Raw genomic sequence first — 25,344 nt, 5'->3', positions numbered from 1 at the left:
CAGGCTATCGGTATAGCAGCGTGACAGTAAACGACATATTGCTACACCGATTCCCGAAATAGCAATGGGCTTTCAACTTCTACCGTTTTCCGATGCGTCTCACCGTTGATGATATGCAGCGCGCTAAGGCGTCCAATCTCGTAATGGGGCAGCTGCACCGTTGAGAGCGGGGGCAGGAAGAGATGGCCAATACCCACCATATTATCGTAGCCCACTACCGCGACATCCTGCGGGATCCTCAACCTCTGCGACAGCAGTGTCTGATAGACCATAAACGCAATACGATCGTTCCCACACACCACGGAATCGAAATGAGCTCTGCCGTGGTGGATATGCGCCATAAGCATGTCGGGAATATCACGGTAGTGTTCATCGCCATACTCCATGTAACAGTGGTCAAGCTTATCAGGATCGATACCGGCTTCCCTGCAGGCCTTTTCCAGACCTTTACGCCGTCTGGCGGTAGCAAGATGGTTTACGGGCAAGTGTAAACAGAGGGGACGACGATAGCCTGCGGACAGGAGTGCCTGCACCACAGAATATTGCCCTTTTTCATCACCTGGAATATAGCTCGCGACCGGCTGATGCAGGCTTTCGCAGTTGGCCAGCGCGCAGGGGAGGCCTAACAGCTTCTCGGGTAATGGCACCTGTCGCAATCCCATTGTTGTATAGATAATGCCATCCGGCCGATGTGAGAGCAGCAGATCGACGATATTTTCCGGGCTGTCATCAGAAAACATGTTAACCACAAAGCTGTTCCAGCCATGGGCACGAGCCGTTTCTTCGATGGAAAGGGTGATTTCCACGGAAAAAGGGGTGGTGACAGTGTCAAGAGCCAACACGCCGATGGTATTTGGAATGGCGTGAGCGCCACGTATTTTTTTTGCCGATAAATCGGGCACGTATTGCGTCGCGTCGATAGCGGACTGTACGCGAGACAGGGTCTCAGGCTTCAGGCGTTCGGGAGAGTTTAATGCCCTGGAAACTGTCATCAGCGATACGTTTGCCAGTTTTGCCACATCTTTCAGCGATGCCATTCTTTTTGCTCCAAATTTGTCACGACGCAACAGGCTATAAAACATACCTGGGTTGTAAAAGGATCATACGTAATCCTGGCCTGAGCGTGAGGTTTGCTCAGCGTAAGGAAGGATGATTATAATCTCATAGTGCCATTGTTAACGTTAACTTTTGTGAGTGGTATCCAAAATTACAGTAAAACAGCATGCATTTTATTTCATGTTAACGTTATCATTTACGCATCCCTTTAGTATGAGATTGCCATGATGAAAACCCGCCACTCTCACAGTTATCTGATACTCAGCGCGCTGTTGTTCTTTTTCTTTGTGGCCTGGTCTGCTACAGGTTCGCTGCTCTCTATCTGGCTGCATCAGGAAGTCGGTTTGAAAGCAGGGGAGATCGGGATCCTTTTTTCAGTGATCTCGCTGTCCACGCTGTGCGTGCAAGTTTGTTATGGTTTTATTCAGGACAAGCTTGGTCTGCGTAAAAATTTACTCTGGTTTATCACGGCACTGTTGATCTTATCCGGCCCAGCCTATCTGCTTTTTGGCTTCCTGTTGAAACTGAACGTCTTTCTCGGAAGTCTCTTTGGTGGTGTCTATATCGGTCTGACATTCAATGGCGGTGTTGGTGTACTGGAATCCTACACCGAACGTGTCGCGCGTCAGAGCCAGTTTGAATTCGGAAAAGCAAGAATGTGGGGATCGCTGGGCTGGGCCGTGGCAACATTTTTCGCCGGGCTATTGTTCAATATCAACCCGAAAGTAAACTTCGCAGTCGCCAGCTGTTCCGGCCTGATCTTCTTTATGCTTTTGATACGCTTACGCGTCTCTTCGGCATCACACGCGATGCAGGAGGCGGTGTCAGGCGGGAAAGTCACGCTGAAAGATGCCTTACGGCTGCTAACCCTGCCGCGCTTCAGGGCCCTGATATTCTTCGTGGTCGGGACCTGTATTTACAGCGTCTACGATCAGCAGTTTCCGGCCTATTTTACCTCACAGTTCCCCACACAGCAGGAAGGCAACGCCATGTACGGCTATCTGAATTCGTTTCAGGTGCTCCTGGAGGCCGCTGGCATGTTCTGTGCGCCATGGCTGGTTAATCGTGTCGGGGCCAAAAATGGCCTGATTTTCGCTGGAATGGTGATGGCAATGCGTATGATCGCTTCCGGGTTAGTGGAAGGTCCGCTGCTTATTTCCATCACTAAGCTGCTACATGCCGTTGAACTCCCAATTCTGTTAATCGCTATTTTCAAATACAACAGCCTTAACTTCGATAAACGACTCTCCGCCACGCTCTATCTGGTGGGCTTTGCCTGTACGAGCTCAGTGGTCGCTACCCTGTTATCGCCCCTGGCAGGCTACAGCTACGAAAAATATGGATTTGCTCAGTCCTATCTGTTTATGGGGCTGATGGTATTCGGTATCACCTTTATTTCCATCTTCTTGTTGCGATCCAGTAAACCCTCCGGGGATCCGCAGGGCCGTAACGTTCTCCTGGCTGAATAAAATAAGTGAAGACTATGACCTACTCAATTGCTCACGCTGAACAGGAACTTCAGGCTAAACACGCGAGGTTAAACCTGCGCTGGTACCCGCGCTATCACCTGGCCGCAAGAGCGGGCTGGATGAACGATCCTAATGGCCTGATCTGGTTTGAGGGTTGGTATCACGCTTTTTACCAGCATCATCCCTATTCCACCCAGTGGGGACCGATGCACTGGGGACATGCGCGGAGCAAAGATTTGCTTCACTGGGAGCACTTACCCGTTGCCCTGGCCCCGGAAGGAACGGAAGACAAAGACGGCTGTTTTTCTGGCTCGGCGGTGGTTGATGGCGACACCCTGGCGCTCATTTACACCGGGCATAAATTTCACGGCGATGCCAGAAACGACGAGAATCTTTATCAGGTACAGTGCCTGGCAACCAGCCGCGATGGTGTTCACTTTAGGCGGGAGGGGATTATCGTGGATACGCCTGCCGGCCTGCATCACTTTCGCGATCCTAAGGTCTGGCGCGAAGGGGATAGCTGGTACATGGTCGTTGGTGCACGCGTTGGCGACACCGGGCAAGTACGGCTATACCGATCGGCCGATCTGCGTGAGTGGCAGGAAGAGGGCATTCTGGACCAGGCGAAAAGCGATATGGGCTTTATGTGGGAGTGTCCTGACTTCTTTCTCCTCGAGGGTAAACGCGTCCTGATGTTCTCTCCACAGGGGCTGGCCGCGAAGGGTTTTGAGAACTGCAACCTGTTCCAGAGCGGCTATCTGGTCGGTGACTGGCAGCCCGGCCAGCCGTTTGTCCGCACGGAAGAATTTGTCGAAATGGATCACGGGCACGATTTCTACGCCCCGCAGAGTTTTCTGACGCCAGATGGCCGCCGTATCGTCATTGGCTGGCTGGATATGTGGGAATCGCCGCTGCCGGAGCAACAGGATGGCTGGGCGGGGATGTTATCTCTACCCCGTGAACTGAGCCTTAATGAGCACAATCGCCTGCAGATGCGGCCAGCGAAAGAGGTGGAAGCTTTGCGTCAGTCCTGGTTCCCCTGGCCGGTGAGTACTCTGAGAAACCAGGCGGTTCTGATGGCGAAGAAAGGGGAGGCCATGGAAGTTTTACTTCACTGGGATTGCGCGAATTGTGATGCGGAACAGTTTGGTCTGAGCCTCGGGGAAGGCCTGCGTGTCTATGTCGATAGCCAGATGCAGCGTCTGGTGCTGGAGCGCCGCTATCCTCAGCACGGATTATGTGGCACGCGAAGCGTACCCTTAGTGGCAGGCGCGGCTCTGGCTTTACGTTTATTTATCGACAGCTCTTCAGTAGAAGTGTTTGTTAATGACGGTCAGGCATGCCTGAGTAGCCGAATTTACCCTGATGCTGACCACCGGGAGCTAAGTTTGTTCGCCTGGCAAGGAACGGCGACATTATCAGATGCAGGCGCCTGGGCGCTGGAGTAAGTAGCATTTGACGTCATACATAACCCGGGCATGAATGATGGACAGTTATCACTGCGTTTATCTGTGGCCTGGGTAGACACAACTTCGGCACATTAATATAAATATTTAAGCACGTCATTTCTGCCACCACGGCACCCAGCCCTCTCACGCTGTTACTTCACGGCCGCCTGCGCTACCGCTTATCTCACGCTGTTACTTTACGGCCGCCTGCGCTACCGCTCATCATCCAGTACTTATAAAGGGCATTGCGCTTTACCTGAATTCTGAGCAGGGGAGTGGTGGCGATTTGGAAATTCTATAAAGGGGGTAAATAACCTTTTTATACAGGGTGAATACCACAATTTTTTATGATCGTTAGCGTGTTAATACTGGCTATTATAAAAATCAGGGTCGATAAGCTATTCTGTTTGTGGTTTTAATTGAGGAAATCCTTTTTAATATATTTTTTTATACGATTGGTTAAAATATTGTATAGCTGTTGATATTAAGAATGTGGTTTTAGCTGCGTTTAATATGTTAACGTTAACATGGTTCTTATGGATGAACCAACCCTGCGGTCCACAGCGTCATAGGGGAGGAGGAGGCTGATACGCAAAACCTCTATAGGATCATCCCAATTTATCTGGAGGCTAAATATGAATGCACTGTCTGAAAGGGATCGTGATTAAAAACAAGAGGAGATGTGCGTCCTGACGAGCCGGGCAGGTGTTTAAGTTAACTGGATGTGACGATTTTTTTATCTATTGATTACTAAATATTGATTAGTTTCACCTATTGAGCATTGGAGGTTAATTTCTTCGTTAAATTTTTAAATTAGAGAGCGTGGACGAAAATTCTTATTATTAAAATTTATTAAACATTTGTTATCCAGGAAAATCATAGTGCAGTCATATTCATTCTAAGAAAGATCTGAACCATGAGCAGGTAACATGTAAATTTCACATCTGTGTATCTTTGTTTCTGAATTAAAAGCAGCTATATATATTTGAATAATTGATTTTCCACTACCTTGCTATTCCTGAAAATAGTTGATAAAAATAACCCTTGGCAGTAAGAAGGATTGAAAGTATGCGTGCGTATGGAAATGTATTATTCTCTTTTTATTCTGAAAACCTATTTTTTAAAAAAGGACTATATGAATTATTAGATGAAGTGCATTCATTATCAAACTATAGCGATAGCACAAAAAAGATCCTTAATTATGGTATTTCAAGTGATTACTATTGGATTGATATTGTTGTATTGTCATCGAAGAGTATTTTTGAGAAGCTGCCACAAAGGGAAACATCATTGGGTGATGATAGCACGGGCGTAATAGTCTTTTGCTCTGAGAACATGAAACATGTTGTCAAAGGGATAAGCGGTTACGAGAATGCAATATTTTTCACCGATAATCTGAATTTAGTAGAAGTCAAAAGAGTCTTAAGTAATATCATCTTTGGTGGCAGTAATAACCGGAGAGGGATTTTTGAGAAGACTAAGTTCGATCAGCTGACAGATAGAGAAAAACTGGTATCAGTGCTTTTAAAAAAGGGCATGAGCCATAAAGAGATAAGCAAGCTCACCGGGATTAATGTTAAAACGGTAAGCTCACACTTACGCTCTGCTATGTCAAAGTATAAAGTCAATAATGTTTTAGAGTATTGGGCGAAGCTCCTATACATTAATGATGTAAACTGTAGTTAGCTAAGACGCTTATCCTGATTAATATCATAGAAAGCAATCATCACTTACTCACCTAAGGATGATTGCTTCTATAAGAAGCCATTACCCCCCTAAGCGGAAAATCGCAGTAGCCTCCCCTAAAACTCCTCCATTCTGGCGCCGCTTTCATGTCGTGCCGGATGTCACTGTTCCCTGTTGTTGCTCAACGGCTTATCGCAACACTGATAAGAAGAGCCTCTCTTCTAGAAACGTTAACCGCTACGGGTCTCCTGCGCGAAATGTCTCACATGGGGTCGTGATGACTCGCCCTTTACCCAGATGACGGCCGGTGAACACCTGTTAGCCCGGGAAAAATGCTTTTTCCTGGAAACATACCCGCTGTTTGCTTATTACACAAATTTACAAATATTTTAAATAGCTTCAATAAGGAAATATCCTATACCACCTGATTCTACGATAAGCGAAATGTCCTAATTTAAGATAGGCCTCATGCCTGAATATAATGATAACGACCCGCTGGTGGCTCTCTCGATCTTTGAAATATCCTAAAGCCACGGTTCTGTCAGAATATTATCGTATAAGAGGATTCTGACACGTATTTAATGGGTATGCGGAACCCCCTCTGGTGCCCCGTTGCTATCAACTTGTACGTAAAGTATTATTTTTTCGATCTCGCGAATCTACTGTGGTTTTGTGTGTTTTATCAGAAGCGCATTAAACCCGAACGGAATTTTCGAGAGTGTTCATTTTTACTAAATTTGATTTATCAGACGAATAAAAGGGAAATTCACTATGTCTATTTCAATTTTTAAAACAGCACCTGTTGCCTGTTTATTTTTGGCCGCGGCTGGCACGGCTACAGCGGCAAATAACGCACAGATTACAATCACGGCAAACGTTGTTGCCGCAACCTGTGATGTTTCCCTGTCAACCAATAACCTGGATTTAGGCAACTTCACACCATCGCAATTTACCACTGTCGCAGTACCGGTCACTTCCAGCGTAAAAAAATTCACTGTTGGTATCAATAACTGTGAAACGCCAAAAGCGGCCTCGGATACTGCCAGCCTGGTCGTCTCTGGTCAGACATTGGGTGGGAACGCGAATATGTTTAACAGCACCGGAACCAATACAGGGATCATGATTAGCCAAACGAATGCGCCAACAACATATCTCAATAACGGCGACAAAATCCTGATAGCCACCGCCGCAAGCAGCGACCCTTCTTCAGCCGATCTGAATGGTAAAACATTAAGCTTGCAGGCTGGCCTGGCGTCAACATCCACTACTGCGGATATCGGTGCGGTAAATGCACCCGTCCTGTTCAGCTTCGCTTATAACTGATTAGCTGAGCATTTTTACTTTTCAATACGCCATTTTATTGATTCTGAAGCGGGTTTAACGGCTCGCTTTTTTACTCTGGAGTTAAGTATGACACGCTATATTTGCTTCTGCTCAGCAAGCGCGATACTCCTTTTATCGGCAACGGTAGCCCAGGCTGAAGGCTTTGGCATCAACGCAACGCGCCTGATCTACCCTGAAAATGAAAAAAGCATTAGCGTTACGCTACGTAACACCATGAGGAACAGTCCTTATCTTGTACAGACGAACGTGAGTGCTGAACAAAGTAAAATGGTCGCGGCACCCTTTATTGTCACTCCGCCATTATTTCGATTAGAGCCGCAAAGCACCAATCAGGTTCGTATCACTTTTAAGGGAAGCGCGCTCCCTCAGGATCGCGAATCCGTTTTCTATTTTAACGCTGCCGGCATACCAGCCAGTTCTTCACCCGCGAAAGAACAGCAAACGGCAGGAGTACGGGGCATGGCTCAGTTCGGTGTCGGCAACATAATTAAGCTTTTTTACCGTCCTGATGGTTTAAAGGTGACATCGGCGGAAGCACAGAAAAATCTCATTTTCTCCAGAGACCTGAAGGGTCTTAAAGTAAGTAATGAATCACCCTACTTTGTCAGTTTTGCCAGTATGCAAATTGCAGGAAGAGGGGTGGCGCTTGATACCCCACAGCAAAAAATGATTGCCCCATTTAGCAGTTATGTTTATCCAACATCAGCTAAATCCGGAGATATATCCTGGGAGACGATTAATGATGTTGGGGGTATCGATGCGCATACAGGACGTTTTTAAAAAAAAATGGATATCTGGTCTGTTTCTTATCCTGTCAGTCATTTATATGCCACCCGCTGTAGCGGTTACCCTAAATTTCTCCGCAATTCTGACGGACGGGACCTGTGAAATTAGCGTAAATAAGAGTGTGCTTTCATTAGGCGACGTGTCGGCATCGCAGCTAAAAGCCAATAAAATGGTTGCGGCACAACCCTTTCAGCTGAATATCCAGAATTGCGTGTCGGTTAGTGCAAGCACCGCCTTCTCAATTAAGGTTTCAGGAACGGGACGTCTTCAGGATGGCAAGTGGTTATTTGGAAATAGCAACGGTGCTGAAAATGGCCCAGGGATTATGCTGGTTCAAAGTAGTACCTTGCCTGATTATTCAAATTCAGAGATACGCGATGGAAGTACGATTGCATTTGGTGAAAAAGGGATCACGCCACCCGACCAAAGTCTGACGTTTTATGCCGGAGTGAGCTGTGGCGGCAATACGGGGTGTGCAACGGTGACCCCGGGAACGGTATCTGCAACCGTCATGTTTGATCTCGAGTATCGCTGAGAGAATGAAAATGTTAACTATCACAAGAATAATATTGATCAGTGCTCTTTTTTTGTCTGTTAGCACGAAAACCAGCGCTCAGCAGAACGGGATTAGTCTGAGCCAGACGCGAGTGGTATTTACGGAGGGGGAAAAAGCGCAGACATTGACCGTCTATAACCGTGGCGCCAAAAGTTACCTCATTCAAACACGGGTCTATAACGATAAAAACAGGCTAAAGGCTGCTCCATTCATTGTCACGCCTCCGCTATCTTTACTCGAAGGCGACAGCCAGCAAATACTACGGCTGGTCAAACAAGACGGGGCGTTACCTTCAGATAGAGAGTCTGTATTTTATTTATCGGTTCTGGCAGTGCCCTCCCACTCCGAAGATGAAAACCGGGACAAGGGTAACGCTAAGGTATCTGTGGGGTTCAGGTTTGCTGTGAAGTTATTCTATCGCCCCGAAAGATTAGCATCATCCTCTATTCAGGATGAATGTAATCTGAATATTACAGGGAACAGTAAGGGGTATTTGATTAATAACCCAACGCCTTATTATCAGACATTGGGTATGCTTTCAGTCAATAACAGAGCGGTGAATCTTGATGATGTGTCGGCAATGATAGCTCCCCACGGTCATCAGCAATATCAATTTAAGGAAAAAGTTCAAACGCTTAAATGGAACATCATTAACGACTATGGTGGGTTTTCGAAAACGTGCGAAATAACAATCTGATGAGCTGCTATTTAAAAATGATTAATTTTCCTTTAAGTCGATGGGTAATAACTGCATTAGTCATCTTCTTTATGAGCATTTCTTCGAGGGCTAAAGCCTATACTGAATCCGGGAGCAATGGCATCTCATTCTATGTCCTGCGAGTTATCTACCCGCAGGTAGAAAAAAAAGGCGTGACACTTAAGGCGGAAAATAAAACTGACTCGCCATTTCTTTTTCAGTCGTTTATCCGACCCGTGGATCCGAATACCGGGGGTGTTGACCTTAATTATAGTGGAGAATCAACGATGCCATTTATTGTCACGCCTCCGCTCGCACGATTAGAACCCCACCAGACGTTAGATTTGCGCATTCGCCGGAACGATCAGCCTCTTCCGACCGATCGTGAATCTGTTTTTTATATTTCAATGAAAGCCATTCCTGCCCAGGAGAGATCCCTGAAGGATGGTCAGTTAGTCATGACGGTGGTGACGAATATGAAAATATTCTATCGCCCGGAAGGCCTGAAAAAAAGAGCGGTAGCCGACGTGGCGGATAGACTGACATTTGATTTTGATGGAAATACGCTTATCGCGTCTAACCTGACACCCTATTGGTTAACATTTTCTACGCTTCAGGTTGGACGTTTTTCTCTGGATAAACAGGCGCTACGTATGATGGTTCCGCCTTATGGAAAGCAGCGATACCCCCTGCCTGTAAATACAAGAGGGGATGTATCCTGGCAATTGATCGATGAAGACGGATGGAGCACCCCTTCCAGGGTTCGATCGATGTTGCCCTCGCAATAATCATACAAATCACAAGTCAGACGTGGACATTGTAATAATGAATAAAAACCATTTACATCTTGCTTTATCACCAACACTGGTGGTTTTGGTGATGTCATCCAGGATATTATCAGCTGATGCAAAAGATTACTTTGATCCTAATTTATTAGCCATTAATGGCGCACCCTCCGGCGTGGTTGATTTGAGCGCATTTGAGCAACCAGGACAGATCCCACCGGGAAGGTATATGGTTAATGTGTATGTTAACCAAAATGACTATGGGCAGCACAACATTCAATTTTCAAAAGGAGAGAGAGGGGAAGTCTACCCGGAGTTAACCCCCGAGTTTCTTGATAAAATCGGCGTTAACCTGAATGCTATATCAAATATCGCGCATTTACTGAAAGATAAAAAAATTGGAAATGTACAGGATGTTATTCCTGAATCGAGGGTTAAGTTTGACTTTCCACAGCAGAGACTCGATATAAGCATACCGCAAATAGTTATGCAGCCGAAGGCAAGAGGATATGTGGATCCCAGCCTTTGGGACGAAGGTGTGCCCGCATTTTTGATGAATTATACATTAAATGGCGGTAGAAATTGGCAATCAGGCCAGCATAGCTTTTCAGGCAGTGAACAAACGAATTTATTCGCTAACGTTACTGGCGGACTGAACTGGGATGCATGGCGTCTGCGTAGTGATATGACCTATACCTATAATGATAATAATACAAAGGGTTATAATAATACCAGCCAACAGAAAACGCGTTTTAATAACACTTACTTACAACGCGACTTGCAGGCCTTACGCTCAGAATTTTTAGTGGGTGAGAGCAATGCAGGTAACGATATCTTTGACAGCATTCCATTTAAAGGAATCAAAGTTAATTCCAGTGAGGATATGCTTCCTACCAGTCTGAGAGGCTTTGCTCCACTCATCACCGGCATTGCGCAGAGTAATGCCCGGGTCACCGTGACCCAAAACGGCAACGTAGTCTATCAGACCTTTGTTCCACCCGGCCCCTTTCGAATTGACGATCTCTACCAAACGGGCCAGGGGGGCGATTTGACGGTAAAAATTACCGAGGCTGATGGCAGTGTCCGCACGCAAACAGTAGCATTCTCTTCTTTGCCCTTAATGCAACGTCCTGGCGGCTATAAATATGAGGTGACCACCGGTCGTTATAACGGTGGGATCACTCATGGCTCAAGAGAAGCAGATTTTGTTCTGGCCACATTAATCTATGGCCTTCCATACGATATTACCTTGTATGGAGGCAGCCTGTTCGCTAAAGACTACAACTCTTTTGTTTTCGGCAGTGGCCTGTCGCTGGGGGTATTAGGTGCCTTGTCTGCTGATATTACCACCTCTAAAACACAATTTCAGAGTCAGGATCCCAGTAAGAGTGGGAATTCATACCGCGTTCGTTATTCGAAGAGTTTATTAGAAACAGGGACGTCTGTTGATTTAACCGCTTATCGCTATTCTACGAAAAATTATTACAGCTTTGCTGATTATAATAACACCGGTTATCAGCTTAATGATGACCAGGTTCCCTGGGCCATGGGCAGGCAGCGCTCAAACTTCCAGATTCATGTCAGCCAACAACTGGGAGACTACGGTGCGGTCTATTTATCCGGATCCCGAAATGACTATTGGGAAAATACGCAGGTCAATAATACGCTTTCTGCTGGCTATACCAGCAGATTCAAAGGCGTAAACTATAGTGTTGCCTACACAATTGATCGCATTAAGGGCGACGGTAACTGGCCTCAGAACCGTCAGCTTGCTTTTAACATGCAGGTGCCGCTGAGCTTATTCAGCCCTGCGTCACTGGCAAGTCAGAGTTATGCAAGTTACCAGATGACACATAATAACCAGGGCCAGGTGCAGCAGCAGGCCGGGATAAATGGCACGGCCTTGGATAATCGCTTCTCCTATAACGTCATGCAGGGATGGTCGAACACAAAAAATAATAATAACAGCAGCACGCTCAATCTGGGATATCAAGGCAGTCAGGGCGCTGTCAACATGGGCTATGGTTATAGTGATCAATATCGATCTCTGAATATGAGCGCGAACGGTGGAGTAGTGGTTCATCCCCATGGCGTCACCTTCAGTCAGACTCTCGGAAGCGCTGTCGCTATTGTGGAAGCCCCCGAGGCGGCAGGAACCAGCGTGATGAGCGGTAACGTCGAGACCAATTCACGTGGTTACGCCATCGTTCCTTATCTGTCAAATTATCAGCGCAATACTATCAGCCTCAATCCCGCTACGCTGCCTGATGACGTCGATATCACCCAATCGAGTCTGGATGTATATCCGACTAAAGGNGTATTTAAGCGGTTTGTCCGAGTCCGGGCATTTGACGGCCAAATGGGGCCAGAGTCAATCTCAACAGTGCCAGGCGAAATACAGCCTGAAAGGGCAGCCTGCACCTTCTTCAAATAATCCGATCAGATCCCTAAATGTGCAATGTGAAACGCATTAATGGTCCGCGGGTGGCGTGATTTAAAAAATAGAGTAAATGGGAAAATGTATTATGCAGAATAAATTATTTTATTTCTTCGCGCTGAGCTTAGCGCTGACGGTACCTAAATATTGTGCGGCCGAGACGATTACAATAGGAAAAGGATCGGGTGTACTGTGGGAGGGCCTGCCGTTTAATGTTACCCTAAGTGGTGCAATGACTCACGCATCATTAGGTTCCGCGTATGGTTTAATGAATATTGGCAACAGTAACACGAAATGTATGTCATCTACCGACTTGACGACGATTGCAGGCTATAAAGCGTTACAAATAGCCCCCGGGGTAGGGCTTATTCCAAGGGCCACGGGGCAGGCCACTTACACGGCCTATGACGGTTCGACAAAAAGTTTCACCGGGACCATCGGCCTGCCTGAAACCCGGGGTGGGAACAGTGGAGAACTGACCTCGCCAAACGGCTATGAGTGGTGTTTACCGCCCAGCATGACCTCTGGGGGTAATTTTTATAGCGCCTCCGGCTCCCGCGTTGTCAATATAACAGGAACCTGGGTTTTAGTTGCAGATGGGACTCAGACATCATCGAACGTTGCCATACCCACCATGTGGGCCTCGAGTTTCTCTGTACTCCGGACAGGGGATCGCTATCAGTCAATATTACCTGCCAGTATGGATTTACGTATAAGTACCATAGAGTGCTCAGTTAATACTCCAACCGTGATTAACTTTGGCACGGTCACCCGTAACTTAACGGCAAATACTGAACTCGGTATACAAACTAATTCATTCAATGTTACGTGCACGCAAAAATCAAGCCTGGTGACTGCAAATATCTCGGTTCAATTTCGCCCATTAACCAGCTTATATGAGGGTTCAAAAAATCGGTTAGCGTTAGCGCAGGGCGGCGGCTACATCACGGGAGAGATCCCCGGGGTCACGGACAGTGGAACATGCAACGCAAATTCAGGCATTAATTTTAATAATGAAGCCATTAAGATTGGAAGAATGCCTATGCAATTTATAAACACGTTTAATAATCAAATCACCTGGCGTTTATGTTCTGGCGGTAACGCGCTTCCTTCTGGCGCCGTGTCTGCCTCCACGGAAATGCTTGTTACCTTCAACTAAGGATACTGCCATGTCGTTAGAGGTCATACGGCATGGTGGACTCTGACGTATCTCATCATTTCCGCTGTTGCAGCCGGTTATTTCTGGCTATGACGGGATCCGCCCTGGCATGACCTCACGGACAGGCCGGTGCCGGCAGGGTTGCGATTGCAGAGTCGCGCTGACGGGGGGGCGACAAAGGCCCGGACGCGGGCCGGGGTATTCGATCCACCGACAAAAACAGCGTGCACATCTTCGGCGTAGCCGGGATTGAAGCCCTGCAGGATCGGCACGAGCCTACCTGAGGGCGTTTAGCGGGTTGAAACTGATACCAGTCTGACGCTTATCCGTCTCCCAGATAGCGGGCAATTTTTAGCTATATCCCTTACACCCTGAACCCCCACCACGTGAGAAAAATCTTAATTCTTAACATTCAAAAATCTGATTTCCGCATCACGTATCAATTTTGTAAAAATTAAGAGTGGAAAGAATAATATTTAAAGCAAAAAGAGCCTTTCCTGCTTTTTAAATAATATATTTTTTTGGGGGTTCATTGTGATGAATTACATCAACTTAGAATAAAAATCATGCTTTTTTTTGCAGCTTTCACGGTTTGGGTTTATTTTTGTAAAAGCGCTTATGGGTTTTTCACTGCAATTTTCCGTACCCGGTCCGCATCAGATGGAAATTGCAGACGGCAAAGCGGTTTTTTTGTAACGGGCTACACTTCATTCTGGCTTAAATGTTTTTGAGGGCTCTTTTTTAAACCCTTTATTACTGGGGCTGGTATGACAATTAACACCTTTGAAGACTTATTTAACCGTGGTTTATCGGGCAGTTATAGTGCCGCATAGAATGCCTGGAACCGCTGGTTATGTTTCGGAGAATCCTGGGATAGCCAGTTATGCCTCACCCATAGCTGACCTTAACAGGTAGGTGATCTTATGAGTATGCGTAGTGTTGAGCAAATACGCGTGCAGGAATGAGTAAAGTCACACTGTTACCTGGCCCATCTTCCAGATGTGAGGGTGCAGTTTACGATCCGACCGTAAACGTCGGGTGTTGAAGCGAAAAAATAACTAAACCTACCAGCGGCAGTTCAGCCACCTTTCCGATTACCCGTTCGCCTTATACGGAGTGAGCTATGTTCAGACATGTTAAGCAACTGCAATATACCGTACGTGTGGCAGGCCCCAATCCTGGCCTGGCCAATCTTTTACTTGAACAGTTTGGTGGCCCTCAGGGCGAGCTGGCAGCGGCCTGTCGGTACTTCACTCAGGGACTGGGTGATGAAGACCCGGGACGGAAGGATCTGCTGATGGATATTGCTACTGAAGAACTGAGTCACCTTGAAATAATTGGTTCTCTGGTGGGAATGCTGAATAAAGGCGTCAAGGGTGAACTGGCCGAAGGTACCGAGAAGGAAGGGGACCTGTACCGCTCCATTACCGGCGCCGGAAACGACAGTCATCTGACGTCGCTGCTGTATGGCGGAGGACCCGCCTTAACCAATTCGGCTGGCGTTCCCTGGACTGCGGCTTACATTGATACTATTGGTGAGGTGACAGCTGACCTTCGCTCCAATATTGCCGCCGAGGCGCGGGCTAAAATACTTTATGAACGCCTGATCAACATGACAGACGATCCGGGCGTGAAGGATGCCCTGGGATTCCTTATGACGCGTGAAGTCGCACATCAGATTTCGTTTGAAAAAGCGCTGTACTCCATTCAGAACAACTTCCCACCGGGTAAGCTTCCACCCATTGAGAAGTACGCCACCCTGTATTACGACATGTCCGAAGGTGGGGAAGTAAGAGGCAGCTGGAATTCAGACGAGAACTTTGACTATGTTACCAACCCTACGCCGGCTGTAGACGGCGGCGACGGAACAGCCAGCGTTCAGCTTCCGGCAAAACAGCAGGCGGCTCTTGACGATCTGGCCAAACGAACGGCTTCCGACCGGGAGGTAAATCCGGTAACGGGAACGGACATAGGAGCCGTCCCGCCCATTGAAAACGTAACAACAGCGTCTCGTAAACCAAAAAAATAGACGTATAAGTGATTATACGTTGCCTGCACTCCGGGCCGTTTTTTCCAGTATCAGCTCTGGAGCGGCCCCCAGGCAGAGAGCCTGCTCAACGCCAGGTTTGTCGGTAACCTCATACAGGACAGGATTAATATGAAAGCTCTGACTTATCACGGTCCGCACAAAGTCAGCGTGGATACCATGCCTGACCCGGTGCTTACAGCATCTGACGATATTATTCTTCGCGTGACCGCTACGGCTATCTGCGGTTCTGACCTCCACCTTTATCACGGAAAAATCCCGGGTACTCACCACGGAGATATTTTTGGCCATGAATTCATGGGCGAGGTGGTTGAAGCCGGCTCAGCAGTGACGGCCGTCAAAAAGGGCGACCGGGTGGTTGTGCCATTCGTGATTGCCTGCGGCGACTGCTTTTTTTGTCATCTCAATCAGTTTGCGGCCTGTGAGAATACCAACAGCGGGCAGGGGGCTGCGCTTAATCGTAAAAATATCACGCCTCCGGCCGCGCTTTTTGGCTACAGCGACCTGTATGGCGGGATACCCGGCGGTCAGGCTGAATATGTCCGTGTGCCAAAAGCCAACACCGGCCCGTTTAAGGTGCCCGATACGCTGTCGGATGAGAAAGTCCTGTTTTTGTCAGACATCCTGCCAACGGCGTGGCAGGCGGTGAAGAATGCCCAGGTAAAAAAAGGCTCAAGCGTGGCCATTTATGGTGCGGGACCGGTGGGACTTCTGAGCGCAGCCTGTGCCAGGCTGGAAGGCGCAGAACAGCTATTTATGATCGACCATAATGATTACCGGCTGGCTTTTGCCCGTGACCGCTATGGCGTTATCCCCGTAAACTTCGACAGGAATGACGATCCGGCCGCGTGGATCATTGAAAATACTGCCGGCAAACGGGGTGTGGACGCCGTAATAGATGCGGTGGGATTCGAAGCGAAAGGCAGTCTGACTGAAACGGTGATGACCTCCCTTAAAATTGAGGGCAGCAGCGGGAAAGTACTGCGCCAGTGCATAGCGGCCGTTCGTCGTGGTGGTATTGTCAGTGTGCCGGGAGTGTATGCCGGCTTTATTCACAGTTTTATGTTTGGCGATGCATTCGATAAGGGCCTGACCTTTAAAATGGGCCAGACGCATGTGCATGCTTATCTGCCTGACCTGTTGGCGCTGATCGAACAGGGGCACCTGAAACCAGAAGAAATTGTCACCCATCATCTGCCACTTGAGGAAGCGGCACGCGGGTATGAAATTTTTGCAAAACGGCAGGAGGAGTGCAGAAAAGTCATCCTGGTGCCGGGGATGTCTCCCTCACAGGCGACGCTCTGATAACCGATTGCGCCTCCGCCTCTTCGGGGATGAAGGGAGAAAAGGGGCCTGAACGCCTGCTTTTTGAATACCCAGTCTTTCAGGTTCATGATTTTTACAAAAAGCACGGCGGGAAGGAGTTTATGCAGGTTTTCTTCCTGAACGAAATGCCGCCACTTTCATGCGATTGCCGCAGGTCGCCATGCTGCACCAGCGGCGGCGGTGAGATTTACTAAGATCGTGGAACAGCCCGGTGGAGTTAGCAAAGGTATTCCTGGCCCAGGCAGACGTTGGCGCTTTAGGTCACAAGACTTTAGGGTAAATTAACGTAAGTAGCTTCAGCTTGGATCTATTCTCACCCACAGAGCGGTATATCCTCAACGCGAACGGCACAATCCAAACTCCCCATCGGGAAAGGTTCCATATGTATATGACAATGAAATACTATCAGCAGAGGATTTATCGTATTACCACGTAAAGCATCCAAAGAGGTTAGGGATATGGATTTAGAAACTGAGCGTCTCAAATTGGAACCATACCATCCTTCACATTATGAGGGCTTGAGAATCATGGAAGGCGATCCTCAAATTATGCGTTATATCAGCAATGGTAAAGTTAAGACACCTGATGAAACATGGGATGGTATCAATCGTGTCATGCAACGCTGGGAAACATATGGCTTTTCCTGGTGGGCAATCAGAGAAAAAATGTCAGGTATGGTTGTTGGGGCAGCCTGCTTACAGCACTTAGCCAATGTAGAGGGCGCCCCCTTAGAGATCGGCTGGCGCCTGATTGCAGACTATCATGGCAACGGGTATGCAACAGAGGCCGCGAGAGCAATCATTGAATTTGCTGCCGGGCACGTTGGTGCGACGTACTTAGTTGCGGTCGCCGACCCCAAAAATAGCGCATCACAACGTGTAATGCAGCGGCTGGGTATGACTTTTAAAGCCGTTGAGCAACATTATGATGTGCCATGCGTGGTTTATGAATTACAACTTCATAGAGGGGAGCAAAGTAATGGCCAATCTACTTAAGCGTCAGGAGTGATCTGCCGACGTAATAAGCCGAAACTTGTGCATTTCATGTGTTTGCTTCTCGTTGATAGCGGACGTATGTCAGCCTTACTGTTTCTCAGCAATAAATATATAACCCGGCATTTAGGCAAATACCAGGGATAGTCACACCGGCAGTTTAGCAATACTCACCAGCCACTCCCTGACTATACTTTCCTCTTCAGGGGACATCCCCATGAGCAGATCGGTTTCTGATGATCTGACTGCCTTTTTACTCCTGAAGAGCGTGTCATGACCTGAATCAGTCAGTTCAATGACCTGAATTCTCCCATGCTCTTCATGCGGGTGTCGGCAAATCATTCCATCCCGTTCAAGGTTTGCGACAATGACGCTCATCGTCTGGGGCGTCAGCAACGACAAACGAGCCAGTTCTGCGCCGGAGGCTCCCGGATAGGCTGCGAGCATAGTCATCACCGAAAACTGAGGCAGTGTTAGCCCCGTTTGCTTCAGAGCGTTTTCCATTCTCATCCTGTGGACAGCATGAGCCTGTCGTAGCAGATAGCCTATATGGCCTTTCTTACCCCGCTTTCCCTCACCCGGCACGGGTATCGACATATTGTGCGATCCTGCCTTGCGCATCTCAGCTAAACGGTTGTGCGTTCTGCATTCAGTATCATCTTAATGTGGCGCGTAAAGCGGGTTTGGCTTCTGCCAAAATTGATCTGGTCGCAGCATGGCGTGATGCTGGCATCTACTCTGCGCGCGAGCGTGCCGCTCTGGCATGGACGGAAGCACTCACGCTGATGTCTCAGCGACACGTGCCGGACTCACTCTATGAAGATGTCCAGGCCACCTTTACACATCAGGAAACAGTCTTCCTGACGTCAGCGATAGGCGCTATTAATGCCTGGAACCGCATAGCAGGGGCACTCCAGTTTGCGCCGCCTGTACCCGTGCTTTAACTGAGGATGAAGAGCGGGATTCTCCGGCAGCCTTTCATCGTGCAGTCTGTTACATCAGGATTAGAGGCACACTGCCTGCACGCCAGGTTATCAATAAACTCTACATGTAAATATCATCTTTAGACCCGCAAACGCGAAGCAGCACGCCAATAGCGCGTCAAGCCCGGTGAGGAAAAGCGCTCCCAACCCCGCTGTGACTTGCCGCAATACTTTCAACAAAGCCCAGTCCAGGTCGCAGGACTGCGTGCTCACCGAACGACCTGTTTACTTATCTGCTGGCATGCCTGGTAACATCTATAGCTTTTGGGCGGACTTCAGGTGCTGCTCAACGACCGGCAGGTGCGCGTCGGCCAGGGCCTTCACATCCGGATCCTTAATCTTCCTGGCGTCACTCTTCAGCGTCGACAGCACCATCTTATGGTCCTTAGTGCCGGCATTTTCCATATACACTTTGTCAAATGTGGCGCCGCTTTGTTTTTCCAGCCTGGCGGCCATGGCCTTGTGACTGGCGTCCGGCTCAGTCGGCAGTGCCACGCCTTTTTGCTGAGCAACTGTCTGTACTTTGGTCAGAGCACCACCATGGTCATCGACCATTTGCTGAGCGAATGCTTTAACTTCGCTGTCGTGGGCTTTGCTCAGCGCGATTTTGGCGGCGGCGACTTCATTGATATCGGCCTGCGCCATGTCCTTCAACGCCTTTTCGTCACCGGAGCTAAGCCTGGCGCTCGTACCGCTCTGACTGGCGGCGCTATTCTGCGCGGCGCTCGGCGGCGTCTGGGCTTGCACGCCGACAGCGCAGAACATGGCTGCCACTGCCGAAACGGTTAGCAACCCTTTTAAGATTTTATCTTTTTGCATGTTGTTCTCCTGATGGTCATGGGTAAGGCTGGTCTCAGGTAATTAACTTCAGCCTTGTATGTGAATGACACCTGCAAAGATCAGTATAGTGGATCAACGATTTGAAGCAGTTTAAGTTAGGGTTCTCAACGGAGGAGGGCGGGAATGACGGAAGTTTATGTCCTGATTTCATAAGCGCGCTCCCAGCGGCCAGGGTCCACTATTCGCCTATAGCAGACCTTGAGAATATAAAGGAAAACTCCCCTTATTCGATGCGCCTTTCAAAAAAATATCGCTTTAGCCGCTGGCCATACAGACCTAAAACCAACCCGATGAGAATCAGGAACAGAGCGACGATCTTCATCGGCGGGATGTTTTCGCCAAATATCACCGTTGAGCCCAGAATGCCGAAAACCGGCACCAGCAGGGAGAGGGGGGCCACCGTGGAGACGGGATATTGTTTAAGCAGAGAATTCCATATCCAATAACCAAATAAGGTATTGGGATATACCTGAAAAAGTATGGATATCACAGCACGAGCATCAATATGATTGAATAGCGAGCTATAGCCAGAGGTGCCATTCACCCACCCATCCAGCAGAAAAAGGGGGACTGGAGAAAAGGCGCTGGACCAAACTAAAAAAGCAAACACCTGTTTTGTATCTGCTTTTTTGATAATAATGTTGGCAATACTCCATGCTATCGCCCCCATAAGCACAAGAAGCAGCCCCGAGAGGGTGACGGAACCATCAGTGATAAAAAATATGCTTAGTAATCCTGCACATGAGAAAGCAAAACCCGCAATTTGATAGCGGCTGAGGCGCTCTTTAAACACCCAGCTTCCAGAGAAGAGGGTGAAAAAGGCACTGAACTGTAGCAGAAGCGAGGCAATTCCTGCAGAGAGCCCGGTTTTTATACCCAGATTGACCAGCCCCCATAGACCAATACCAAAAACCAGACCATAGCCAATAAGATAGCGCCATGGAACATTCGGTTTTTTAATAACTAGCATCGCCGGTATGGCACACAAGGTAAAGCGAATACCTGCCAAAATAAAAGGATCGATCGAGTGCAGCCCTAACTTAATAACGGAAAAGTTTACGCCCCAGACTGCGGTGATCAAAACGGCGAGTAGCAAATGGTGTAATTTCATGATTGACGGGTTCCAAACCAAAAAATTAGGGCACAGGCACTTACGAATGCGCCTGCGTAGCAGACTGAATACCATCCCCATAGCGCATAAAGCTGGGTTGCGGCTATTCCGCCCAGCGCGCTGCCCAGAGAATAAAAACACATGTATGCCCCGACCAACCGACTGGCTGCATTTGGTTTGCCAGCAATAATTAAGCTCTGATTGATCACATGAACCGTCTGTACTGCGAAATCCAGCATGATCACGCCGATAACCAACAACAATAAAGACACCTGGAGACAGGCGATGGGCAGCCAGGACAATGTCAGTAAAGCCAGTGCTAATCCGCTGGCGCGTTGCCCCATGCCTTTATCAGCCCATAAACCTCCTCTTGAAGCCGCCAGTGCTCCGGCAATCCCCGCTAAACCAAACATACCTATTTGAGTATGTGGCAGGGACATAGCACTGAGCGGCATAACCATTGAGGTCCATACCATGCTGAAGTCAGCAAAAATCAGCAGCGTCAGAATCCCTCGCTTACGCAACTGCGGCTCAGTGATGAAAAGTTGAAAAACAGACAATATCTGGGAAAGGTATGAGGTACGCGGCAACTGCGTTGCTGTAGCAGGCATCACTTTTGCCATCACCAGGGAGATAAGCAACATCAGGCAGGCTGCCGTCAGATAAACCGCCCGCCAACCAGCCATATCGGCAATGGTTCCTGATACGAAGCGAGCTAACAGTATTCCCGTCACAATGCCGCTGGTCACGCTGCCAACGACCTGGCCACGCTGCCCGGGTGCTGCCAACATTGCGGCCCACGCCACCAGCAGCTGTGCTACCACAGCCAGCAAACCAACCAGCAGCATAGCGCACAGCAGAGTTATCAGATTAGGTGCTAGCGCTGCCGCTGTTAACGCCAGAACTGAAAGCAGCAGATGGGCAATAACCAGCTTTTTACGATCAAACCGATCGCCAAGCGGTACCAGAAAAAGTAAACCTATTGCATAGCCTGTCTGCGTCGCGGTGACAACAGTGCCCATTATTCCGGGCGAGACATGCAGGCTCGCGGATATCGACTCCAGTAAGGGCTGAGTGGCATAAACATTGGCCACCGCCAGCGCACACGTAAGTGAAAACAGAAATACTATCCGAGATGATGGCATCGAAGCTTCTACTGAAAGCCTGTCTGCCCGGGAGCCAGAATCCTTACCTGCTGCACAGCACATATTGGTTTCCTTTTTGGTTTTTTTTTGCAACCAGAAAGGGGCATAATTATCAGTAACGGTTTTTTTTTGCAACTACTTTTCAGGCAGAGTATGCTGGCGTCACTAAGCGTGAGTATGGAGAGAGTAAAGATGGCAAAGCAGGAATCGCTGAGAACCAGTGAATGCCCCGTCGCCAGGACCCTGGAATCGATAGGCGAGCGCTGGTGTTTAATGATCATTCGTGAGGCGTTTGATGATGTACGCAGATTCAGTGAGTTCCAGAAGAATCTGGGCCTGGCGAAAAATATTCTGGCTTCACGCCTTAAGCACCTGGTTGAGCTCGGCTTGTTTGAGATTTGTCCTGCTTCAGATGGCAGCGCGTATAAGGAATACATCCTGACCGAAAGGGGCCGTTCTGTTTTTCCAATTGTTGTCGCCATGCGGCAATGGGGCGAACGTTATATGTTTAAAGAGGGCGAGACACATTCTGTATTACTGGATAATGTGAATGGAGAGCCTTTGCAACCTTTAGAAGTATACTCATTGCAGGGCCATAAACTTGAGCCAGCCGATTGTTATCGTCAGCGCGTGATATCAGGAAAAAAACAAGAGTGACCTTAATATTTCCTGATGAAGAATTAACCAGAGATAGCGTCCGTTTTGCGCCAGGTACTGTTACAGGCAAAGCTACATGCCAGCAGCATAATTTCGGCTATCTTTATTTTTTAAGCATGAAGACGTTCTCATGCTAGATATGTTATTTAAACAGATCCGGACCCGGTTTAAATTCCCGAAAGGCATCATCGACTGGATGATAACCCAATACCTTCCTGGTATGTGACAGATCAAATCGTTTAAACCTGTTATCTGAAATCCCATAGCCGACAAAAAAGGTTATATCTGCAGCTTCTATAGCGCTGGTTATCAGGCTAACTGCATCCTGCGGGCTGAGCCAGGCGCTGTAATCCCGGGCAGTCTTAAGCGCATCGGCATCTTTGGGTTCAAAAGCGCCTATTCTGAGCGCTACGCAGGAAAGCCCATGCTGAGTGGCATAAAAGGAACAGAGCGCCTCACCATAGCATTTCGTTACGCCATAGATATTGGCTGGTGCCACGGGCAGACCCGGATGGATTTGTATATCAACCGGATAACCCTCAATCGTCTGCGCACTGCTGGCAAAAACAAAGCGTTGGCAAGATGTGGCAGCAACCGCTTCAAGCAGCCAGGTAATGGACAAAATGTTAGCCGGCAACAGCTGTTCGAATGGGGCATCGGCGTGAGGGATCCCTGCCAGGTGGACTATTGCGTCAGGCTCCGACGCATTCAGTAGCGCCTCTGCCGCGTTCGGCTTTGAAAGGTCTGCCTGTAAAAAGAGGTGAGGAGAATTGATCTCATAATCCGGCCTGTTCAGGTCGGTAAGGATGAAGTCATAGGTATTGCACATCGCCTTAAAATAAGTTCGTCCAATACGGCCGCTGGCACCTGTAAGAAGTATTTTTTTCACTGTCATAACGTCGGGATCCTTATTTCATTAACGGCATCGTCGGGTTGATAACTAAACGCAGTAAAGCTATATCATATTGGCCTGAAAATGTATGTCGACTGGGCTTTATAACGAGTAATTCGCGGGCAGGGTTTGCCTGTGAGACGTTCTTTCCCAACAATTTTTTAAGGCATACGTACGCTGTTCGCTCACGGCAGACCCTGACGGTAGGTGATGAAGAATAGGGTTATAAATGCGGATAGCTTAAGACGACGTAAAGTTATTGATCAATAAACCTACACCACCTGGTGATGCCCAGGCCGACGGGAAGTATGCACACCCAGCGTTCAGTAAACGTGTCGGCCTCTCCCCAGCACACACGTTCTGCTTTTTACCGTTGTCGGCTGACAATGGATTGCGGATGCATTTGAAGCAAGCATGGCGAAATTCATGCCGAAAGGGATGGCGTACGAAATGCGTTTGATGGCTGAGAAACGGGAAATCTAAAAAAGTGCGTGGAACTAAAACGGGTATGCTTACAACTCAAAGGGCAAAGAATACATCAACACGAAATTAGCGTCACTACCCAATTTTTAAAACTATACATAATCATATATTTTAGCGAAATTACCTTCACCTGGAATAATTAAACTAGGGTGATAGTTACAAGAAAAATCACAAGCCAATTTTCTATTATCGTAATATCCTGAGGTCATTTAAATTATTTTATCTTATGGATTAGGGGGTTGTGCAAGTTAACAGATAATTTTATTAACATTTCCTTTTTTGCAAAGTTTTATACCGAAGGGAATTTGAATACTCTTTTCGTCTGACGTTGCTATTTTGCTGCAAGTGATTGTACATAGAATGACTAATTCCTGCCTAAATGGCAAGATACTTCGTGATAGAGCTGGGAAAAGAGTTAAAAGTTTTATATTACAGCCCACTAGCATAGAAAACTATGTGCAGGCTGTCTGGGTAAATATCAAAGGTCTAGAAAATCATCATTTTCAAGATAATAGTTTAGAGCATCAATAAAATCTTGGTTTTTCGCAGAAGGTTTTTGTTCCATTACCGATAAGATTACATCAGCAAACTGCTCTCCAGAATAAATATATGATAAACCTTTGGCAACTGCGTCCTGCGGATATACTTCATTATCATTTTCATCTACCTGCGGATAACCGGAGACCAAATATTCTTTGTCTTCGAATAATTTTCCATCTAAACCATAAATACAAAAATTATCATCCTCGCAACGCGTTTCAATCATTATTTTTATTATGTCATCCAATTTTACATGGTTACCTTTAATCGACATAGTATCCTCTTTTATATTTAAGTCTTAGCTACAAATTTCCTTACCACCAGGGCCATCAAGCTTTCCTTGTCGCCCAGCTTTTCCACCTCCCCATATATCACGTCCACCTTTACCAGTTGGATGATATAAAGCATGGTTAAATCTATGATCTGCTCTATCAACCAGAGTCAGTTTGTTTATATCTTCATGATGATGCCATGTTAATCCTGAAGGACTTCTACTCATATCTCCATTTTTGAGCCAGTCATCCAGTTTTGGATATCGGTTAAGCATATCTTTTCGGAATTCCGGGTCCGCTTCCATTTTCTGAACAAAATCTACATTGGCCCTGTTAAATTGGACTGCATCACTAGAATACCTATATTGCGGATCAAGTGAATAATCATGAAAAATATGATACTCACCATTATTTGGCCTATTAGCTAATCCCCACGGATCAATCCAGCCCAGCGGATTCGGCGCATACTGATAAAGGTTCCAGCCACCTGCCAGCCCAATCGGATCCTGTACCGTAAAGCGTCCGACCTGCGGATCGTAATACCGGAACAGATTATAGTGCAGTCCGGTCTCGTTGTCAGCGTACTGCCCGGCATAGCGCAGTGGCTGATGGTGTAGGGCAGTTTGCTGCGCG

22 protein-coding genes and 3 pseudogenes are annotated in these 25,344 nt (G+C 47.7%); 16 read left to right on the top strand and 9 right to left on the bottom strand.

All coding sequences use genetic code 11. The features are described 5' to 3' along the window. Window positions 1-41 precede the first annotated feature (41 nt). Window positions 42-1,037, bottom strand: coding sequence for a LacI family DNA-binding transcriptional regulator (locus A1830_RS19525; RefSeq protein ID WP_067710117.1), 996 nt, complete (start codon window positions 1,035-1,037; stop codon window positions 42-44). A gap of 243 nt (window positions 1,038-1,280) precedes the next feature. Here A1830_RS19525 and A1830_RS19520 point away from each other — a divergent pair, with 243 nt between their 5' ends. From A1830_RS19520 to A1830_RS19465, 13 genes and pseudogenes are all read left to right on the top strand, one after another. Next, on the top strand, window positions 1,281-2,525 hold the full coding sequence (locus A1830_RS19520; RefSeq protein WP_067710035.1) for an MFS transporter: 1,245 nt from the start codon (window positions 1,281-1,283) through the stop codon (window positions 2,523-2,525). Window positions 2,526-2,539: 14 nt separating this feature from the next. Further along, window positions 2,540-3,973: a glycoside hydrolase family 32 protein gene (locus A1830_RS19515; RefSeq protein WP_067710033.1), complete on the top strand. Its 1,434-nt coding sequence runs from the start codon at window positions 2,540-2,542 to the stop codon at window positions 3,971-3,973. A gap of 1,068 nt (window positions 3,974-5,041) precedes the next feature. Next, the gene (locus A1830_RS19510) at window positions 5,042-5,659 is read left to right on the top strand and encodes a helix-turn-helix domain-containing protein (protein WP_067710031.1); all 618 of its coding nucleotides are present in this window, start codon (window positions 5,042-5,044) and stop codon (window positions 5,657-5,659) included. A gap of 771 nt (window positions 5,660-6,430) precedes the next feature. Then, entirely contained in the window at window positions 6,431-6,982 is a 552-nt protein-coding gene (locus A1830_RS19505; protein ID WP_067710029.1) for a fimbrial protein, read from the top strand. 87 nt (window positions 6,983-7,069) lie between these two features. Then, complete coding sequence (locus tag A1830_RS19500; protein WP_067710027.1) at window positions 7,070-7,783, top strand: fimbrial biogenesis chaperone; 714 nt, start codon at window positions 7,070-7,072, stop codon at window positions 7,781-7,783. Then, on the top strand, window positions 7,761-8,324 hold the full coding sequence (locus A1830_RS19495) for a fimbrial protein (protein WP_067710025.1): 564 nt from the start codon (window positions 7,761-7,763) through the stop codon (window positions 8,322-8,324). Before A1830_RS19500 ends, A1830_RS19495 begins: the two co-directional genes overlap by 23 nt. Before the next feature lie 10 nt (window positions 8,325-8,334). Then, window positions 8,335-9,042, top strand: a complete 708-nt coding sequence (locus tag A1830_RS19490) for a fimbrial biogenesis chaperone (protein WP_067710023.1) — start codon at window positions 8,335-8,337, stop codon at window positions 9,040-9,042. Then, on the top strand, window positions 9,042-9,830 hold the full coding sequence (locus tag A1830_RS19485) for a fimbrial biogenesis chaperone (RefSeq protein ID WP_231877675.1): 789 nt from the start codon (window positions 9,042-9,044) through the stop codon (window positions 9,828-9,830). Before A1830_RS19490 ends, A1830_RS19485 begins: the two co-directional genes overlap by 1 nt. Beyond that, a pseudogene (locus tag A1830_RS19480) lies at window positions 9,775-12,084 on the top strand (fimbria/pilus outer membrane usher protein); the annotation flags it as partial. The gene A1830_RS19485 and the pseudogene A1830_RS19480, both read left to right, overlap by 56 nt. Window positions 12,085-12,094: 10 nt before the next feature. Further along, the gene (locus A1830_RS24110) at window positions 12,095-12,301 is read left to right on the top strand and encodes a FimD/PapC C-terminal domain-containing protein (RefSeq protein WP_369815728.1); all 207 of its coding nucleotides are present in this window, start codon (window positions 12,095-12,097) and stop codon (window positions 12,299-12,301) included. 51 nt (window positions 12,302-12,352) lie between these two features. Beyond that, a complete protein-coding gene (locus A1830_RS19475) occupies window positions 12,353-13,423 on the top strand; it encodes a hypothetical protein (RefSeq protein WP_231877673.1) in 1,071 nt (356 codons plus the stop codon). Between the two features lie 1,123 nt (window positions 13,424-14,546). Further along, window positions 14,547-15,452, top strand: coding sequence for a manganese catalase family protein (locus tag A1830_RS19470; protein WP_067710021.1), 906 nt, complete (start codon window positions 14,547-14,549; stop codon window positions 15,450-15,452). A gap of 129 nt (window positions 15,453-15,581) precedes the next feature. Next, window positions 15,582-16,775: a zinc-dependent alcohol dehydrogenase gene (locus A1830_RS19465; RefSeq protein WP_067710014.1), complete on the top strand. Its 1,194-nt coding sequence runs from the start codon at window positions 15,582-15,584 to the stop codon at window positions 16,773-16,775. Between the two features lie 120 nt (window positions 16,776-16,895). Here A1830_RS19465 and A1830_RS21845 read toward each other — a convergent pair. Further along, window positions 16,896-17,003 (bottom strand): annotated as a pseudogene (locus A1830_RS21845) (CGNR zinc finger domain-containing protein); the annotation flags it as partial. Between the two features lie 251 nt (window positions 17,004-17,254). Here A1830_RS21845 and A1830_RS19455 point away from each other — a divergent pair. Then, window positions 17,255-17,791, top strand: coding sequence for a GNAT family N-acetyltransferase (locus A1830_RS19455; RefSeq protein ID WP_067710011.1), 537 nt, complete (start codon window positions 17,255-17,257; stop codon window positions 17,789-17,791). 144 nt (window positions 17,792-17,935) lie between these two features. Here A1830_RS19455 and A1830_RS19450 read toward each other — a convergent pair whose 3' ends face one another. Beyond that, entirely contained in the window at window positions 17,936-18,292 is a 357-nt protein-coding gene (locus tag A1830_RS19450; protein WP_231877672.1) for a MarR family winged helix-turn-helix transcriptional regulator, read from the bottom strand. Window positions 18,293-18,453: 161 nt separating this feature from the next. On the opposite strand from A1830_RS19450, the gene A1830_RS22330 reads away from it, so the two are divergent. Continuing rightward, window positions 18,454-18,732 carry a carboxymuconolactone decarboxylase family protein gene (locus A1830_RS22330; RefSeq protein ID WP_067710007.1) on the top strand — a complete coding sequence of 93 codons (279 nt, stop codon included), beginning with the start codon at window positions 18,454-18,456 and terminating at the stop codon, window positions 18,730-18,732. A gap of 294 nt (window positions 18,733-19,026) precedes the next feature. On the opposite strand, the gene A1830_RS19440 is transcribed toward A1830_RS22330, so the two are convergent. The 3 genes from A1830_RS19440 to A1830_RS19430 all read right to left on the bottom strand — a co-directional run bounded on the left by A1830_RS19440 (window position 19,027) and on the right by A1830_RS19430 (window position 21,930). Beyond that, entirely contained in the window at window positions 19,027-19,590 is a 564-nt protein-coding gene (locus tag A1830_RS19440) for a DUF4142 domain-containing protein (protein ID WP_067710005.1), read from the bottom strand. A gap of 244 nt (window positions 19,591-19,834) precedes the next feature. Then, window positions 19,835-20,722 (bottom strand): EamA family transporter, encoded by an 888-nt coding sequence (locus A1830_RS19435; RefSeq protein WP_067710003.1) that lies wholly within the window; start codon window positions 20,720-20,722, stop codon window positions 19,835-19,837. Continuing rightward, a complete protein-coding gene (locus A1830_RS19430) occupies window positions 20,719-21,930 on the bottom strand; it encodes an MFS transporter (RefSeq protein ID WP_231877681.1) in 1,212 nt (403 codons plus the stop codon). Before A1830_RS19430 ends, A1830_RS19435 begins: the two co-directional genes overlap by 4 nt. A gap of 129 nt (window positions 21,931-22,059) precedes the next feature. Here A1830_RS19430 and A1830_RS19425 point away from each other — a divergent pair, with 129 nt between their 5' ends. After that, window positions 22,060-22,524, top strand: coding sequence for a winged helix-turn-helix transcriptional regulator (locus A1830_RS19425; RefSeq protein ID WP_067710108.1), 465 nt, complete (start codon window positions 22,060-22,062; stop codon window positions 22,522-22,524). Window positions 22,525-22,666: 142 nt separating this feature from the next. Here A1830_RS19425 and A1830_RS19420 read toward each other — a convergent pair whose 3' ends face one another. The 3 genes and pseudogenes from A1830_RS19420 to A1830_RS21835 all read right to left on the bottom strand — a co-directional run. Then, window positions 22,667-23,419 (bottom strand): NAD-dependent epimerase/dehydratase family protein, encoded by a 753-nt coding sequence (locus A1830_RS19420; protein WP_067709998.1) that lies wholly within the window; start codon window positions 23,417-23,419, stop codon window positions 22,667-22,669. Window positions 23,420-24,377: 958 nt separating this feature from the next. Beyond that, window positions 24,378-24,713, bottom strand: a complete 336-nt coding sequence (locus A1830_RS19415) for a DUF7716 domain-containing protein (protein ID WP_067709996.1) — start codon at window positions 24,711-24,713, stop codon at window positions 24,378-24,380. A gap of 24 nt (window positions 24,714-24,737) precedes the next feature. Beyond that, window positions 24,738-25,334: pseudogene (locus A1830_RS21835) on the bottom strand (RHS repeat-associated core domain-containing protein); the annotation flags it as partial. Between the last annotated feature and the right edge of the window lie 10 nt (window positions 25,335-25,344).

Source organism: Erwinia sp. ErVv1 (genome assembly GCF_900068895.1).
Classification (GTDB): domain Bacteria; phylum Pseudomonadota; class Gammaproteobacteria; order Enterobacterales; family Enterobacteriaceae; genus Erwinia.
The sequence above is the reverse complement of the archived record's forward strand: the minus strand, read 5'-3'. Positions and strand labels throughout refer to the sequence as shown.